A 17959-nucleotide genomic window follows, 5' to 3' on the forward strand; every position below is an offset into this window, starting at 1 on the left:
AGCTACTAGAAAGGAGAAGGTATGTGAAACAACAAATGAATATTTATTATACATCTGACGTCCATGGTTATTTGTTTCCTACGAATTACGCGGATACAGAAGATCGCCCGATGGGGTTATTAAAATGTATTCCTGATTTTCAAAAGGATGAAAATACCTTGATCATTGATGGCGGAGATATGCTGCAAGGTTCAGCATTAGCGTCCTATTGTCAAGCACATCCCGAAGAAGGATTTCCGCAAGCAACTGTTTTAAATCAGGCAGGGTATGATTTTGTGACGTTAGGAAACCATGACGTCAACTTTGGCACAGCTTATTTATATCACTATTTAGAACAATTGAATGCCGCTTGTATCTGCGAAAATATACTTGACCGAAAAACACAAAGTAAAAAATACCCGTGGACAGTTAAAACATTAGAAAACGGCATGAAAATTGGCATCGTAGGTGTGGTTACGGATTATATCAACGTCTGGGAAAAAGAAGAGAATATCGAGGATATTTTGATCACTGATCCTTTTGAAGCGGCAAAACAGGCATTAGCTGAAATGAAAGAACAAGCACTCGATTTGACGATTTGCGTCTACCATGGCGGCTTTGAGCGTGATGTAAAGTCGGGGAAACAATTGTCTATAACGACTGAGAACATTGGCTATAAAATCTGTGAACAGCTCGATTTTGATCTTTTATTGACTGGACATCAGCATCTGTTGATCGAAGGCCAGATTTTACATGGGACCTATATTGTTCAGCCTTCTGCTAATGCATTGAATTATGCAGCGATCACTGTTGAAAAAAAAGAGGGTGCTTTACAAATAGCATCGATTGTCGGGAAACCAAGTGAACAGCCGCAAGCAGATACTTTTGAACTGTTACAGCCTGTGGAACAAAAAGTCCAACAATGGCTGGATGAATCGATCGGGTCACTGGATAAAGAAGCCTTAGCAGATGAAAAACTAGCGATAGCACTTCACGGCAGTCCTGTTGTTGAGCTGATCGGTGCTGTTCAACTTCAAGCCAGTCAAGCACAGATTACGGTTGTTTCTTTAGCAAATACATCACCAGGATTTCACCAAGAAGTGACGATGAGAGATGTTATTGCTACGTATCCTTATACGAATCATCTAATCACATTAAAGATCACAGGTGCACAATTAAAGCAGGTGATAGAGAAAAATGCCGATTACTTTGCTTTAGATGAACAAAATAACATCAATATTTCTCAAAGATATCTATATCCAAAAATTGAACATTACCACTATGATTTTTTTGTTGGAGTAGAATATGAAATCGACCTTTGTCAAAAAGCGGGAGAGCGCTTAGCTGCTTTAACGTATCAGGGAACCCCTGTTGAAGATCAGGAGAAGTTTACGATTTCATTGAGTGATTATCGAGCAAGCGGAGGCGGTGGTTTTTCGACGTACCAAGACTGTCCGGTTGTTGATGAGGGAGCAAAAGAAATCGTTGAATTGATCGTGGAATACATTCGTTCTTCAGAAAAAATAGTAGTACCCAATCGATTGAAGTATAAAATTAGTAGCTCCTGTGAATGAGCAAGAGTTCAAAAAAGAACAAGCAAACTAAAAAAAACGCAAAAGGTTTTGGCCTTTTGCGTTTTTTATTGTCACAGAGTTATGTAGGAAAATTATTGTAATGAGAGTACCTGCCCAATGTAGACAGTTGCGTCAGTTAGATTATTTTTAGCCATCAAATCTTGAAGAGAAATGTTATTTTTCTCAGCGATCACAGAAAGTGTATCACCTGATTGAACAGTATACGTCGTTGCAGCAGGTTCAGCAACATGAGTAGTCGTTTCAGATGATGGTGTTGTCTGATCTGCAGTGTGTGTGGAATCTACTGTAGTCGAACTTGATTGCTCTGATTGACTTTCTTGAGTTGAGCTTGGTCGTGTCAAAACATTTTGTTCTGTCTCTTCAGAGACAGGTGTCTGTTTGTTTGTTTCTTGATCAAGCTGGCTGACTTTCTTTTCAATGTTATTGAATCGTTCTTCATTTTTGGTATTTTCCTGCGTATTCATAAACAACAAACTACCCAGTGCCAGCGTATTGATAAATAATAATAAAATAACAATGATCATCCACGATTTTGGTGTAGAAGCTGGTCGTGTTTGTTTGCGTCGAGAGTATTCTTCTTCCAAGTTATTTTCATTCCTTTCGTCATTGATTTAATTGAAAAGCCTAAAATAAAGCAATAATAGTATATCATACAATTAGGGCAGGCTCAAAGTAGATTTTTTAGACGAATGAAATAGCGGATAAAAGAGAGTTGATCAATAAAATAAAAAAACAACTTATTGTGAAAAAATACAAATTATTTTGAAATATAGTTTTGTATTATGCTGGTTTATTTATTTTTATTGTATATTCTTCTTTTAATCAGTAACTATTTTGCAAATGGAATTTTAATTCTCTAATATTTAAGAAATTTTGACAGCATAAAGCAATACCGCCATAAAGAGTTGCTTGACTGCCTAATGCACTATTTTGGATCAATACTTTACGGGCGATCCGACTGGTTAGGTGATGTTCAACAACAGAAAGTAAGGCAGGATTGCTGCGGTAAATAGAACTATTGATCACAACTACCTCTGGATCGTAAATAGCGATGATATTATTGATACCGACACTTAGTAGAAAAGCGTTTTTATTTAACTCTTGCAAAGTTTCTGTATCAGCATGATCGATCAATTCTTTGACCACAGAAGAATCAACATAATCCAACTGTTTAACTTTAGCAAGTGTTTCATACAAAACAGAATTTGATGCATATTGCTCTAGACAGCCGTGATTACCGCAAGGGCATTTTTTTCCATTGGGATATAAGATAGAATGACCGATCTCACCAGCTTCTCCATATTGTCCTTTGCGTAAAATTCCATGATCGACGATACCTGCGCCAATACCACTATGAATGCTCAAGCTGACAAGTGTTTTAGAGTCCAAAGAGAAAACATATTCACCAAGTGAAGCAAGATTTGCTTCATTTTCTATAAAAATCGGGTAATCATAACGGGACGTTAATTCTTGGTATAGATCGATCGTATCTAAATCATAATATGGCGTAAAAACAATCGAATTTTCGTTGACGATTCCATGAACTGCTGTACATAAACCAACGATCTCTACGTTTGCTTTTATAGATAGCTCCTCGATAGCTTGCTCTAATAACGACATGACCGTTTTGGCATCAACGGTGATCCGTTTTTTTTGTATAGATAGGATTTCGGTGCCATCAAGATAGGCAAGTGAGCCTTTTAAATAATCGATGCCGATATCAAAGGATAAAATCGCAGCTGCCTTTGGATTGAATTGGAGCATAATAGGTTTACGTCCGCCTTGTATACTGGCAGAGCCAATACCTGTTTCAAAAATCAATCCATCATCTAAAAGAGTTTTAGTGATAGAAGAGACTGATGCTTTGTTTAAACCAGTCAGAGTAGATAGCTCTGCTCTGGAGATATTTTCATGATCGATGATGCTTTTTAAGATAAGTGATTCGTTTTGTTCTCTGATTTTGTATTTATTTACAACCATATGTCCACCTCTTTAATGACTATCATAATTTTTTTGAAAGCGCTTGACAACTAATTTCGAATGTTTTATATTCTTTATGTAAGTTAGTTTAACTTACTAACTAACTAGAAGCAAGTCATTTATTGGGAGGAATTTGAATGAATTATTTTCCACAGGTAGAAAAAGTTGTGTATGAAGGTCCAAAAACAGAGAATATGTTTGCTTTCCGTCATTACAATGCGGATGAAGTAGTTCTTGGGAAAACAATGAAAGAACAGTTACGCTTTGCTGTTGCTTACTGGCATACGATGACACAAGATGGGGCTGATCCATTCGGTAAGCCAGTCAATATTCGAACATGGGAAACAAGTGATCCAATGGAAACAGCGAAAAATAGAGTCGAGGCATTTTTTGAACTCTTGGTTAAGCTGGATGTAGAGTATTTTTGCTTTCATGATGTCGACATTGCGCCTGAAGGAAATTCATTAGAAGAATTTTTCGCTAATATTGATGAAATCACTGATTTGATTCAAGTAAAAATGAATGAAACCGGTATCAAATTATTATGGAATACAGCGAATATGTTTTCTGATCCTCGTTATACGAATGGTGCGGCTTCTTCAAATAATGCTGAGGTATTTGCTTATGCTGCAGCACAAGTGAAAAAAGGCTTGGACATCAGTAAAAAACTTGGTGGTGAAAATTATGTATTCTGGGGCGGACGTGAAGGCTATGAGTCGCTATTAAATACAGATATGAAGCTGGAACAAGATAATATTGCCCGTCTATTCAAGATGGCAGTCGCTTACACCAAAGAAATAAACCATCAAGTTCAATTCTTGATCGAGCCAAAACCAAAAGAGCCAACGAAGCATCAATATGATTTTGATGCAGCAACTGCAATGGCTTTTTTACAAAAATATGATCTGACAAATGATTTTAAATTGAACTTAGAAGCCAACCATGCAACGTTGGCTGGACATACCTTTGAACATGAATTGACGGTTGCCCGCTGTTATGAAGCGCTTGGTTCGATCGATGCCAATCAGGGAGACATGTTGTTAGGTTGGGACACTGATGAATTTCCAACGAATATCTATGATACGACTTTAGCGATGTACGAAATTTTAGAAAATGGCGGTATTGCACCTGGCGGAATCAATTTTGATTCGAAGGTCCGTCGTTCATCGTTTGAAATGGAAGACTTATTATTAGCTCATATCGCAGGGATGGATACTTTTGCCCGCGGCTTGAAAGCAGCAGCGAAATTGAAAGAAGATCGTTTCTTCGATGAACTGAAAGAGCAACGATATGCATCTTATCGATCAGGGATCGGCGCAAAAATCCTTAAGGATCAGGAAACACTGGAAAGTTTAACAGAATATGCACTGACACACGATGATGTTCGTTTAGAGTCTAGTCACTTGGAGTATGTAAAATCGCGTTTGAACGACTATTTAGTCTAAAAAAGAAGGAGCGAGATAAAATGAAACGTAGTAAACTTATTCTTTCAGCAACAGTTGTAGCAGCAGTAGGTTTATTGTTAGGAGCATGTGGCAATGGCGGCGGTAGTGCAAGTTCCAAAGATACGACAACAGTGGATGTTTTCAATATCAAAGTCGAAACAAAAGATCAATTGGATGAACTGGCTAAAAAATATGAAGAAACTCATGACGGCGTCAAGATCAATGTAACAACTGTGGGCGGCGGACAGGATGCGAATGCAGCGCTGCAATCTAAGTTTTCTTCTGGTGATGAACCAAGCGTCTTTCTTTTAGGCGGTTTAGCAGATGTGGAAAAATGGGGCGATAGTTTAGCAGATTTAAGTGATACGAAATTAGCTGAAACTGCTATTGAAGGAACCTTGGATGGCGCGACAAAAGATGGAAAAGTCTATGGTTTACCAATGAATATCGAAGGCTTCGGCTTATTGATCAATAAAGAGTTGTTTAAAAAAGCGGGCATCGATGTTGAAGATATCAAATCATACCAAGATTTTGAGAAGGCTGTAAAAACGTTAGACAGTAAAAAAGAGGACTTAGGAATGAAAGCGGTTTTCGGATTTAGTGCGAAGGAGTTCTGGGTAGTCAGCCAATACAGCGCTCATTTTACGTCACCAGAGTTCGATGACAACTTGCAAAAAATCTACGATGCGAAAACGATCGATTTTAAATATGGGGATCAATTCAAAAAATACACAGATTTGATCAATAAATACAACGTACAACCGATTTTATCGTTAGACTACAGCACATCAGTTGAAGAAGATTTTGCCAATGATCAAGTAGCGATCGTGCATCAAGGAAACTGGATCGTGCCAACGTTGAACAGTTTAGATCCAGAATTTACCCAAGACAAATTAGGAATTTTACCATTGTACGTAAAAGATGATACTGATGGAAAAATCGCAGCTGGCGCTCCTTGGTACTGGGGTGTGAATAAAAACAAAGATGAGAAAGTCGTAGAAGCAAGTAAGGATTTCTTGGAATGGCTGTATACCGATAAAGATGCAATGAAAGTTGTAACGGATGAAATGGAATTTATTCCGGCATACACAAACTTCTCATCTGATGCGATCAGTGATCCGACCTCAAAACAAATTTTTGATTATCTATCTGATGGAAAAGTTGTTCCTTGGGCGCATAATCAATACCCTGATGGCTTTTCACAAACACAGTTTTATCCTGAGTTCCAAAAATATTTGAATGGAGATATCAGCTGGGACGAAGTGATGACGAAAGGAAAAGAAGCTTGGGCGTCTGATCGTAAATAATCGATGTTTCGATAGGAGATGACAGAAACGGTAAGAAAAGTTTCTGTCAAACTCTTATCATTTAAGGAGGGAAATCGTTGTGAGCAATAAATCAAAATCCTTTTGGTTCTTTTTGGCGCCCAGTCTGATTGGGATGGCTGTTGTTTTATTTATACCTTTGATCACAGGTGCCTACTATTCAATGACTGACTGGAATGGGATCAAAGTGGATCAGTTTCTAGGCTTAGATAATTATATTCGAGCGTTTCAGGATGAACGTTTTCTTAGCAGTATTTGGTTTACGACGAAGTTTTCTGTCGTTGCTATTCTGTTGGTCAATGTGATTGGACTTGGCTTGGCGCTATTAGTGACGCAAAAAGCCGATAAATTGAATAACCTGTTTCGAACGGTTTTCTTTATGCCTAATTTGATTGGCGGGATCATATTAGGGTTCATCTGGCAGTTTATTTTTATCAAAGCATTTTCTGCTATTGGTGATGCGACTGGGATCGAATTTTTCAAAGGTTGGCTGTCGACGACAAATACAGGTTTTTGGGGGTTGGTCATTTTATTTGTTTGGCAAATGAGTGGTTATATTATGATCATCTACATTTCATTCATCAATAATATTCCAGATGAAATGATCGAAGCGGCAGAAATCGATGGGGCAACAGCGTGGCAAACATTTTGGAAAATCAAGTTTCCAATGCTGGCACCGGCCTTTACCGTTAGCTTGTTTTTGACATTGTCAAACGCGTTCAAAATATACGATCAAAACTTAGCGCTAACAGCTGGTGGTCCATTTGATTCTACGCAAATGGTGGCAATGAATATCGTCAATGAAGCATTTGCGGTTAGAAATATGGGCTATGCGCAAGCGAAAGCTGTGATTTTCTTGGTGATCATCGCTGTGATTTCAGTCGTTCAAATCAGTATTACCAGAAAGCGGGAGGTTGACCTATGAGAAAGCAAAAACAAAGAAAAGCATTCTGGATCAAGCTTCTTGGTATTGGTTTGACGCTTTTATGGCTATATCCATTCTATTTGATCGTTGTAAATTCGTTTAAAACAAAATCTGAGATTTTTAAGAATACATTGAATGTGCCGCAGAATTTTACAACAGAAAATTATCCAGTCGCTTTTGAAAAGCTGGATTTCTTTAGAAGTGCATTCAATTCAATTTTGATCACAGGTATTTCATTGTTTGTGATCGTCGTTTGTACCTCTATGGCTGCCTATGCATTGTCTCGAAATAAGAGTAAGTTGAGTAATACCTTGTATTTTGTGATTGCGATTGGTTTATTGATTCCCTTTCAAGCAATCATGATCCCTTTGGTTTCGTTCTTTGGAAAGGCCAATATGCTGAACCGTCCGGGACTTGTGATCATGTATCTTGGATTAGCCAGTAGTATGGCAATTTTTCTGTACTTTGGGGCTTTAAGAAGCATACCGCAGTCATTGGATGAAGCAGCAACGATCGACGGCGCTTCAAAATTTCAAATTTATTGGTATATCATCTTGCCATTATTAAAGCCAACAACTGTGACGGTCATCGTTTTGAATGCAATTTGGTTCTGGAATGATTACTTACTTCCTTCTCTGGTGATCAATAAAGAAGGCATGTACACGATCCCGCTGAAGATGTTTTATTTCTTCGGGCAATATTCAAAACAATGGCATTTAGCTTTGGCGGCGCTATTTATTGCGATTATTCCGATCATCATTCTTTATGTGTTCTTGCAAAAGTATATCATCAAAGGAATTTCGGATGGTGCGGTGAAGTAAAGGGTTTAGTGAAAGAAAAAGCATCTCAATCAATAGTTCCTATTTGCTGAGAATCACAACGAAAGTAATGAGTTGATGATGAACAGTACAAGACTTTCGTAGAAAGTGTTGATCATTATTATCCAGCTGCACAAATCAATCCTTAGGAAAATAGATAAATTGTCAGTGAGACAAAGAACGTCACAATAACAATTTCCTAATTTTCTACAGGATTAAACGATTTGTTCCGCTTTTGCTGTGAAACACAGTGAATGAAATGAACTGATGTAGAACAGTACAAGGTGGAGTGAAACGGAACGTTGTTACCTATGAATTATCCAGCTGCACAAATCAATCCTTAGGAAAATAGATAAATTGTCAGTGAGACAAAGAACGTCACAATGACAATTTCCTAATTTTCTACAGGATTAAACGATTTGTTCCGCTTTTATAGTCAGGAGGAAATTATGAAGTTTACAGATGGTTATTGGATGACAAAAGAGGGGTTTACGATTCAGTCCCCTAAAGAAGTTTTTTCTTATCAGAAAAATCAGGATTCGGTTGTTTTATATGCACCTTATAAGAAAATTGAGCGGCGTGGTGATACGCTCAATTTAGGAATGAGCACGATCACATTATCAAGTCCTCAAACAGATCTGATTTCAGTAAAAATTGTTCATCATGATAAAAATGATCTAGGGCCAAATTTTGAACTAACGAAGACAGAGGTTCAGCCGGTCATTGAGGAAACAGCGGAACAGTTATCTTTTACCTCAGGAAATTTAAAAGCAACTGTTGCTTTAGAGGATAAATTCCGACTTCGTTTCTTTGGTGATGAACAATTACTAACCGAGTCAAAATTTGGTGCTCAAGGAGAAATCACACATACAAGTGGGAAGCATTTTATGAGAGAGCAACTGTCTTTAGGGATCGATGAACAGCTTTATGGTTTAGGTGAACGTTTTACACCATTTATCAAAAATGGGCAAACAGTTGATATCTGGAATGAAGATGGTGGGACAGGCAGTGAGCAGGCCTATAAAAATATTCCTTTTTATCTAAGCAGCAATGGTTATGGTGTGTTTGTCAATCATCCCGAAAAAGTTTCATTTGAAATGGCTTCTGAGAATGTTTCAAGAGCACAATTCAGTGTGGAAGGTGAAGCGCTGGAGTATATCATTATTTATGGACCGACGCCAAAAGAGATCTTGGAAAAATATACCAACTTGACGGGGAAACCGGCATTGCCGCCAGCCTGGTCCTTTGGTCTATGGTTATCCACTTCATTTACCACAGATTATAGTGAAGAAACAGTCATGACATTCATTGATGGCATGTTGGAAAGAGACATTCCGCTGGAAGTATTCCATTTTGATTGTTTTTGGATGAAGGCTTTTGAATGGTGCAATTTTAAGTGGGATGAAGACTTGTTTCCGGATCCTAAAGGCCTGCTTCAGCGTATCCATGACAAAGGGATCAAAGTGTGTGTGTGGATCAATCCATATATTGGGCAAAAATCGCCGTTGTTTGAAGAAGGCAGGAAAAATGGGTATTTCTTAAAACAAGCAGATGGCAACGTTTGGCAATGGGATATGTGGCAGGCTGGTCAAGGAATCGTTGATTTTACTAATCCGGAAGCAGTGAAGTGGTATCAAGGCTATTTAGCTGAATTGCTGGATATGGGTGTAGATAGTTTCAAAACAGATTTCGGCGAACGGATCCCGACAGATGCTGTTTATTTTGACGGTTCGGATCCGAACAAAGCACACAATTATTACAGTTATCTATACAACGAAGCTGTCTTCTCGCTTTTAGAAGAAAAGCGTGGGAAAAATGAAGCTGTGCTGTTTGCCCGTTCTGGAACCGTTGGGTCTCAAAAATTCCCGGTCCACTGGGGCGGCGATAATTTATCCGAATATGTATCGATGACAGAAACCTTAAGAGGCGGGTTATCCTTCTTATTATCAGGATTTGGCTTTTGGAGCCATGACATTGGTGGATTCGAAGAAAATGCTTCTGCAGATATCTACAAACGCTGGACACAATTCGGTCTACTTTCAACTCACAGCCGTTACCACGGCAATATCGAATACAGGGTTCCTTGGAATTATGATGAAGAAGCGGTGGAAGTTACTAGAAAATTCACGAAGCTTAAGGTTCAACTGATGCCATATCTTTACCAACAAGCTGTTTATACGGCAACAACTGGTGTACCGATGATGCGACCTGTTTTTATGGAGTACCCAAAAGACCGCAACAGCTACTTTGTGGATAAACAATATTTTTTAGGCGATAACTTGCTGGTAGCACCTGTCTTCACAGAAACAGGTGAAGTTTCGTATTATTTACCGGAAGGCAGATGGACTCAGCTGTTAGATCATTCATTCAAGGCAGTTGACCGCAACGGTCAGTGGCAAACTGAACAGCATGATTATTTAAGCCTACCTGTTTGGGTCAAAGAAAATACAATTTTAGTCATGGCAAAAAATGAGCATCCAAGTGTGGTTTATGACTACAATCAAGAACTGGCTATTCATTGTTATCAATTATCAAATGGCGTACATGAACAACTTATTGTAAATAGTAGTGGAAATCCTCTTGCTAAGATTATAATAGAGAAGGATAATGAACATGTGGTGATTCGTACCGAAGGCTTGGTCGGAGAAAATGACGTGTACATCCACGAAAATGAGCGTGTGATCACAGATCGATTAACAGAAACTAAACAAACGATCGAGATCAGCACAAACTAAAACTGGAGGCAATAAGATGGAACATAAACAACTGGATCAGTTTCCAACGAATTTTTTATGGGGATCAGCTTCTGCTGCTTATCAAGTAGAGGGCGCTTGGCAAGAAGATGGCAAAGGTGTTTCTGTCTGGGATGAGTTTGTTCGGATTCCTGGAAAAACGTTTAAAGGAACCAATGGTGATGTGGCTGTCGATCATTATCATCGCTACAAAGAAGATGTTGCTTTGATGAAAGAACAAGGCTTAAAAGCCTATCGTTTTTCAGTTGCTTGGACACGGATTTTTCCGAACGGACGCGGTGAGATGAACCAGAAAGGGCTGCAGTTTTATATTGATTTAGTCGATGAACTGCTCAACAATCAAATCGAACCGGTATTGACGTTGTATCATTGGGACTTGCCTCAAGCACTTCAAGATGAGTATCAGGGATGGGAATCAAGAAAAATCGTAGAGGACTTCACAAATTATGCAGCAACTTTGTTTGAAGCATTACGCGGGAAAGTAAAATACTGGGTCAGTTTAAATGAGCAGAATATTTTTATCAGCCATGGCTATTTAATGGCATCACATCCGCCAGCAGTCAGTGATCCAAAACGGATGTATCAAGCAAACCACTATGCGAACCTTGCCAATGCTGCGGTCATCAAAAAGTTCCATGAGATGGACATGCCGGGACAAATCGGTCCAAGTTTTGCTTATGGTCCAAACTATGCTCTAGATAGTGATCCTAAAAACGTATTAGCAGCTGAAGATGCAGAAGATTTGAATGCTCATTTTTGGATGGATGTTTACTTATTCGGAAAATATCCGATCGCTGCAATGAAAATGTTGAAGGAACAAGGTCTGGCGCCAACGATGGAAGCCGGAGACGAAGAATTGTTAGCAGCAGGGAAACCAGACTTTTTAGGAATCAATTACTATCAAACGAATACAGTCGTGTTTAATCCTCTTGATGGTGTCGGCATGGGCAAAATGAATACGACAGGAGAGAAAGGCTCTACAGAAGAATCTGGGTTGCCGGGTGTCTTCAAACGTATTGAAAACCCATTTGTGGAACGGACGAATTGGGATTGGGAGATCGATCCAGAAGGGTTGCGGATCGGCCTTAGAAGAATCGCTAGCCGCTATCGGATTCCTGTATTGATCACTGAAAATGGTCTAGGTGAATATGATAAGCTGACAGAAGAAAAAGAGATCCATGATGATTATCGTATCGATTATTTGAGCAGCCATGTACACGCGATCAAAGAAGCGATCACCGATGGTGTTGAAGTTTTAGGCTATTGCACGTGGTCCTATACAGATCTTTTGAGCTGGTTGAATGGCTACCAAAAACGTTATGGTTTTGTGTATGTTGAACAAGATGAAAACCAAAATGGCACACTGAATCGTTATAAAAAAGACAGCTTTTACTGGTATCAAAAAGTGATCAGTGAAAATGGTACCAATGTTTAAAATGTACGTAAGAAAGGCTGGAGCAATTTTTCCATTTGTTCCAGCCATTTTTAAAATGGAAATGTAACCGTTATTATAAAATGAGGTGGATAAAATGTCCTATGTTATTGGTATCGATTTAGGAACTGGTTCAGTCAAGGGACTGGTGGTAAATCAAGCGGGTAAGGTGGTTTTAGAAGCTGCCGAAAATTATCCATTATATCATCCAGAAAAAGGCTTTAGTGAACAAGATCCAGCAGATTGGCTCAATGGAACCAAACAAGTATTGAAACGCTTGATCGAAAAAATGCCAGAACTAAAAGAACAGTTGGAAGGTATCAGCTTTTCCGGTCAAATGCATAGTTTGGTGTTGCTAGACGATAACGATCAGCCTTTGAGAAACGCTATTTTATGGAATGATGTGCGTACGACAAAGCAATGTGAAGAAATCACTGAAAGCTTGGGAGAACAATTGCTTATAAAAACGAAAAATTTAGCCTTGGAAGGTTTTACCTTACCTAAATTGCTTTGGGTCAAAGAGCATGAACCTGATCTTTGGTCGCAGGCAGCGCATTTCCTTTTGCCGAAAGATTACGTAGCTTTTTGGCTGACGGGTGAGAAGCAGATGGAGCTTTCTGATGCAGCAGGGACTTTATTATTGAATGTGATGGATCAAAAATGGGATCTTGAGATAGCGGATGCTTTTGGAATTGCTCATGAATTGCTGCCGACACTCGTTTCTTCAATCGATAGAGTTGGTACGATAAACGAAGATCTATGTGAAGAGTTGGGAATCAAAAACAGTGTCGATGTCTTTGCTGGTGGTGCCGATAATGCGTGCGCGGCTCTCGGTGCAGGAATCATCAATCAAGAACGGGGATTATGCAGTATTGGCACTTCTGGTGTTTTTTTAACTTACGAGGGAATAGAGGAACCACAATATCAGGGCAAACTGCATTTCTTCAATCACGTGATCCCAAAGGCTTATTATTCGATGGGCGTCACTCTTGCTGCGGGTCAAAGCTTGACTTGGTTTAAAGAAACCTTTGCAAAAGAAAGGTCGTTTGATGATCTGCTCTACGGAGCAACGCAAAGTCCCATAGGTGCGAACGGCTTATTATTTACACCTTATATCATGGGAGAACGTACGCCTCATGTAGATAGTCAGATCAGAGGGAGCTTTATCGGGATCGATGCGAGTCAAAAAATAACTGATTTTACCCGAGCAGTTATAGAAGGAATTACTTTTTCTCTAAGAGATGCCCAATTGTTGATGGAAACCATTGCAGGGAAGCGATTTAAAGAAATTGTTTCGGTTGGCGGCGGGGCTAAAAGTGATCTTTGGCTGCAAATACAAGCTGATATTTTTAATACGAAAATCGTGACATTAAAAACAGAACAAGGTCCAGGCTTGGGCGCAGCTATGCTTGCTGCTGTGGGATGCGGCTGGTTCAAAACAGTGGAAGAATGTGCAGCAACTTTTGTTGATTATGACAGAGAATATTTCCCAGATGAAAAAGCAGCAATGCAATACGAAAAAATCTACCACTTATATGCGCAAGTCTATCCGCAAACGAGAAAGTTGTGTCATCAATTAAAATAAATCGGTTTGGAGTTGAAACGATGAATCTATTAGCTTTTGATATTGGGGGAAGTTCAGTTAAATACGGACTGTGGAAAAATGAAAAGCTCGCCGAACAGGATAGCTTTCCTTTACCTAAAGACTGGGTTGAAATGAAACAGATCTTAAAACAAATTTTTGATCAAAAGAGCCAAGCAGGAACCCTTTCAGGCGTCGCTTTCAGTGCACCTGGTGTCGTTGATGATAAAAAGGGGGAGATTCGTGGAGTGAGCGCCGTACCATATATTCATCATTTTCCAATTAAGAAAGAGTTAGAAACGCTATTTGGAGTACCGGTTTCAATGGAAAATGACGCCAATTGTGCCGCGTTGGCAGAAGTGTGGCAGGGAGCAGCTAAAGATGTGTCTGATTCTATTTTCTTTGTGATCGGTACAGGGATCGGCGGGGCAGTGATCATTGATCGAAAACTGTTTAAAGGCAGAAATCTGTTTGGCGGTGAGTTTGGTTATATGGCATTGAATGAATCTTCTTCTTTAAGTGACTTAGGCAGCTCGGTCAAAATCGTCAAAAAGTACAATTTGATCAATAGAACCCAAATCGACGGTAAAGAGCTTTTTGAACGAGCGGAAAAAGAAGATCCATTAGCTATCCAATTAGTCGAGCAGTTTTATGCAGCGATTGCGAGAGGCATCTATAATCTGCTGGTCTGCTTTGACTCGGGAAGAGTCGTTTTAGGCGGCGGAGTCTCTAAAAATGAACGGCTACTGCCGAATATCCAAAGACATTTAACGCGTATTTTATTGGAACATGCAGTGACAGATATGGACTACGAATTGGTTACCTGTAAATTTGGGAATGATGCAAATTTGATTGGTGCGGTCTATCATTTTATGGAAAATAATGCATAGTGAATGGAAACGTTTGAACAGTGTTCGTACTGCTCAAACGTTTTTTTGTTAAAGAGTCTTTACTGTGCGGTCGTTTCCTCCTTTGATATAATTGAATTGTGAAGTCCTTAGGGATATCGAATGGATCAAAGGAGGAATCAGTATGGCAAAATTTGACGTAATCATCATCGGTAGTGGGCCTGGCGGAATGGCAGCGGCGTATGATCTAGCGGCTAGTGGTAAAAAAATTGCTGTTGTTGAAGCGGATCTTTGGGGTGGCACATGTCCTAACCGTGGATGTGATCCGAAAAAAGTATTGTATGGGGCAATAGAAGCGCAAGATGCCGTTCAGCAGCTTGAACATCATGGTTTTTCTACCGTACCTAAAATCAATTGGCGTGAATTGATGGCTTACAAAGAAACCTTCACTCAGCACGTTCCAACTGAACAAAAAGCTGGCTTGGATAGCGCAGGTATTCAAACGATTTACGGACAGGCTGTGTTTAAAGATGAGCACACCATTACTGTGGCAGAACAGGAATATCAAGCAGATAGATTCATCATAGCAACAGGTCAAAGACCAGCCATTCTCACTATTCCCGGCAAGGAATATTTTGAGACAAGTACTGAATTTCTCAGCATGCAAGAATTACCAGAAACAATGATTTTTGTCGGCGGCGGTTATATTTCACTGGAATTGGCAAATATCGCAAACAGCTGTGGAGCAGAGGTTCATTTGCTGCATCATAATGATCGTCCACTGAAAGGTTTTGATGCAGAGTTGACCAAGGAACTGCTCCAACAGTTGAGCGCTCGGGGAATTCACTTTCATCTGAATGAATCTGCTGAAAAGATCGTCAAGCAGGAGAAAAAATACAATGTAACTTTGACAAGCGGTGGAGAATTACTTGTTGATCGTGTCTTTTGCGCAATTGGAAGAATACCAAATGTAGAGAATTTAGGATTAGAAAAAATCGGAGTAAACTATAGTCGAAAGGGAATTATCGTAAATGACTATTTGCAGACGAGTGTTGAAAACATTTATGCATTAGGAGACTGTTTAGAAAAATCACTCCCTAAATTGACACCCGTTTCAAGTTTTGAAGGCAGTTATTTAGCGGATTTGATTGGAAAAAATAAACAAGAGCCTATCGACTATCCGACTATACCAACCATTATTTTCAGCTCGCCTAAACTTGCTCAAGTTGGTTTGACAAATGTAGAAAAACTAGATGCTGAAAACTATGAGGTACAAAAATTGGATCTGTCACAATGGTTTACATACAAACGCATCAATGAGCCGCTAGTTAAAGCTACGATCGTAACCGAAAAAGCGACAGGAATGTTAGTAGGAGCCTCTATTTTAGGTAATGAGGCCGACCAATTGATCAATCTTTTCACTATCATGATCAATCAAAAGTTACGATCAGAACAAATCGATCGATTGATTATGCTTTATCCAACGGTTGGCAGTGATTTAGGGTATTTATATTAATAGCAAAAAGAGTCCAGAACAAAAACTAGAAAACCGTTTTGATCTGGACTCTACTTCTTGATAGGCGACTTTTGTTTTAGCGCTTTTTTAGGTTGAAAATCAACTGTCTATGAATTATCGTTATGCTTTATTTTTAGTGTTTACTACCTTTATAATGTATAGGAATCGTAAAAAATGTTGAAAAGTAGAGGAAATGATATGAATCAATCGATACGGCAATTTGGTGTTTTATTAGCAGCACTGATTATTGGAATAGGAATACTGTTTCTTCTTTTTCCTCAAGTGATGCTTGTTTTTCTTATGTTCTTTGAATTTATTGCTATTATATTGAGTATTTATATTTTATTTAAACGGACAGATGTGACGAGTATTAAGGTTGCTTGGATACTAACACTGTATTGCCTACCGATAGTTGGTATATTTTTGTATCTTTTTTTTGGTCGAAGCCAGCTAAAAAGCACAGCGATCCAAAAAAAAGAACAGCAATATCTACATGAATATGTTCAAACCCTTCGGACAAATCATACTAGTCCGACAAGCATGCTAAAGATCAAAAATGAACGCTTAGCTGATAAGAAAGTGCTCGGAGACAATCGTTTTGATATCTTAACAGATGGTGAGGCGACATTTGATGCCATTTTTACCGCTATCGAAGATGCAAAAGAGCATATCCATTTGTTTTATTTCATCATCAAAGAAGATGAGTTGGCTGAAAAATTGAAGAAATCTTTGATCAAAAAAGCGCAAGAAGGTGTCAAGGTACGTTTTGCTGTAGATGGCTTAGGGTCATTAAAATTGTCTGATGCCTATTTAAACGCATTACGAGAAGCGAATGTAGAGGTATGTATTTTTAATCCGATCCGTACCTTCTATCACCTATTTAGAGCCAATTGGCGCAATCACCGAAAAGTGATCGTGATCGATGGACGTATAGGTTTCACTGGTGGCATGAATATTGGAAATGAATACTTAGGTCTGACTGAAAAATTTTCATCTTGGCGAGATACACATATGAGGCTTCAAGGGCCAGTGGTCACACAACTACAGGAAACGTTTCTTTATGACTGGCTGTATATGAAAAATACAACTGGGAGTGCCAGTGAATTTTTATCGGAACAGTATTTTCCAATCAATTATGCGGGTGATGATGAGGGACAAGTCATTTATGGCGGTCCCTATGATCAGGAACGAGTGATCCGTGATGTATTTTTTAATATGATCGATTCAGCAACCGCAAAGATATCGATCGCCAGCCCGTATTTTGTTCCAGATGATGAAATGTTGGCTTTGTTAAGAAGAGCTGCCCGTAACGGGATTGAAGTAGAAATTTTGATTCCGGGAAAAGGAGATAGAAAGCTCTCATATTATGGAAATGATTTTTATTTAGAAACACTGATCAGTGCAGGGATCAAGGTATATAAGTATGACAATACAGCCTTTTTACATTGTAAAGTGATGATTATCGATGAAAAGATCGCGACTGTTGGTTCTACGAATTTTGATATTCGCAGCTTTGATATCAATCATGAGGTTTCTGTTATTTTATACAATGGAAAAGGGGTAAAAAAATTGGCGGAGGATTATCGAAGGGATATGCAGAAAGCTACTGAGATCACTGACGTAGCTCTTACTGAAAGAAGCCGTTGGAAAAAAATAAAAGGTCGGGTGTGTGGTCTTTTTGCACCACTTTTATAATTAAAGTGGAAGCTGTCGAGTTTGTTTAGTAATCTAAAAATGAATAAAACAGCTGTTCAAAAGACA

13 protein-coding genes are annotated in these 17959 nt (G+C 38.9%); 11 read left to right on the forward strand and 2 right to left on the reverse strand.

Annotated features, from left to right (window positions below; all coding sequences use genetic code 11):
* Positions 1-23: 23 nt before the first annotated feature.
* A complete protein-coding gene (locus A5889_RS12155; RefSeq protein ID WP_087642133.1) occupies positions 24-1553 on the forward strand; it encodes a bifunctional metallophosphatase/5'-nucleotidase in 1530 nt (509 codons plus the stop codon).
* A gap of 92 nt (positions 1554-1645) precedes the next feature.
* Here the strand turns inward: A5889_RS12155 and A5889_RS12160 are convergent, their stop codons facing one another.
* Together A5889_RS12160 and A5889_RS12165 are read right to left on the reverse strand one after the other, a co-directional pair.
* On the reverse strand, positions 1646-2158 hold the full coding sequence (locus A5889_RS12160) for a LysM peptidoglycan-binding domain-containing protein (RefSeq protein ID WP_087642134.1): 513 nt from the start codon (positions 2156-2158) through the stop codon (positions 1646-1648).
* Positions 2159-2396: 238 nt separating this feature from the next.
* On the reverse strand, positions 2397-3554 hold the full coding sequence (locus A5889_RS12165; RefSeq protein WP_087642135.1) for an ROK family transcriptional regulator: 1158 nt from the start codon (positions 3552-3554) through the stop codon (positions 2397-2399).
* A 137-nt stretch (positions 3555-3691) separates the two neighbouring features.
* Here A5889_RS12165 and xylA point away from each other — a divergent pair, with 137 nt between their 5' ends.
* The 10 genes from xylA to cls all read left to right on the forward strand — a co-directional run bounded on the left by xylA (position 3692) and on the right by cls (position 17893).
* Complete coding sequence (gene xylA, locus A5889_RS12170) at positions 3692-4999, forward strand: xylose isomerase (RefSeq protein ID WP_087642136.1); 1308 nt, start codon at positions 3692-3694, stop codon at positions 4997-4999.
* Positions 5000-5019: 20 nt separating this feature from the next.
* Positions 5020-6306, forward strand: a complete 1287-nt coding sequence (locus A5889_RS12175) for an ABC transporter substrate-binding protein (protein WP_087642137.1) — start codon at positions 5020-5022, stop codon at positions 6304-6306.
* Positions 6307-6385: 79 nt separating this feature from the next.
* Positions 6386-7249: a carbohydrate ABC transporter permease gene (locus A5889_RS12180; protein ID WP_087642138.1), complete on the forward strand. Its 864-nt coding sequence runs from the start codon at positions 6386-6388 to the stop codon at positions 7247-7249.
* Positions 7246-8070, forward strand: coding sequence for a carbohydrate ABC transporter permease (locus A5889_RS12185; RefSeq protein ID WP_087642139.1), 825 nt, complete (start codon positions 7246-7248; stop codon positions 8068-8070). Before A5889_RS12180 ends, A5889_RS12185 begins: the two co-directional genes overlap by 4 nt.
* 446 nt (positions 8071-8516) lie before the next feature.
* Complete coding sequence (yicI, locus tag A5889_RS12190) at positions 8517-10802, forward strand: alpha-xylosidase (protein WP_087642140.1); 2286 nt, start codon at positions 8517-8519, stop codon at positions 10800-10802.
* A gap of 16 nt (positions 10803-10818) precedes the next feature.
* Positions 10819-12255, forward strand: coding sequence for a glycoside hydrolase family 1 protein (locus A5889_RS12195; protein WP_087642141.1), 1437 nt, complete (start codon positions 10819-10821; stop codon positions 12253-12255).
* A gap of 94 nt (positions 12256-12349) precedes the next feature.
* On the forward strand, positions 12350-13837 hold the full coding sequence (gene xylB, locus A5889_RS12200; protein ID WP_087642142.1) for a xylulokinase: 1488 nt from the start codon (positions 12350-12352) through the stop codon (positions 13835-13837).
* A 20-nt stretch (positions 13838-13857) separates the two neighbouring features.
* Entirely contained in the window at positions 13858-14724 is an 867-nt protein-coding gene (locus A5889_RS12205; RefSeq protein ID WP_087642143.1) for an ROK family protein, read from the forward strand.
* Between the two features lie 142 nt (positions 14725-14866).
* Entirely contained in the window at positions 14867-16198 is a 1332-nt protein-coding gene (locus A5889_RS12210) for a dihydrolipoyl dehydrogenase family protein (RefSeq protein WP_087642144.1), read from the forward strand.
* 174 nt (positions 16199-16372) lie between these two features.
* Positions 16373-17893: a cardiolipin synthase gene (gene cls, locus A5889_RS12215; RefSeq protein ID WP_254909578.1), complete on the forward strand. Its 1521-nt coding sequence runs from the start codon at positions 16373-16375 to the stop codon at positions 17891-17893.
* The last annotated feature ends 66 nt before the right edge of the window (positions 17894-17959 follow it).

Source organism: Enterococcus sp. 9D6_DIV0238, from assembly GCF_002174455.2.
Classification (GTDB): Bacteria; Bacillota; Bacilli; order Lactobacillales; family Enterococcaceae; genus Enterococcus_L; species Enterococcus_L dunnyi.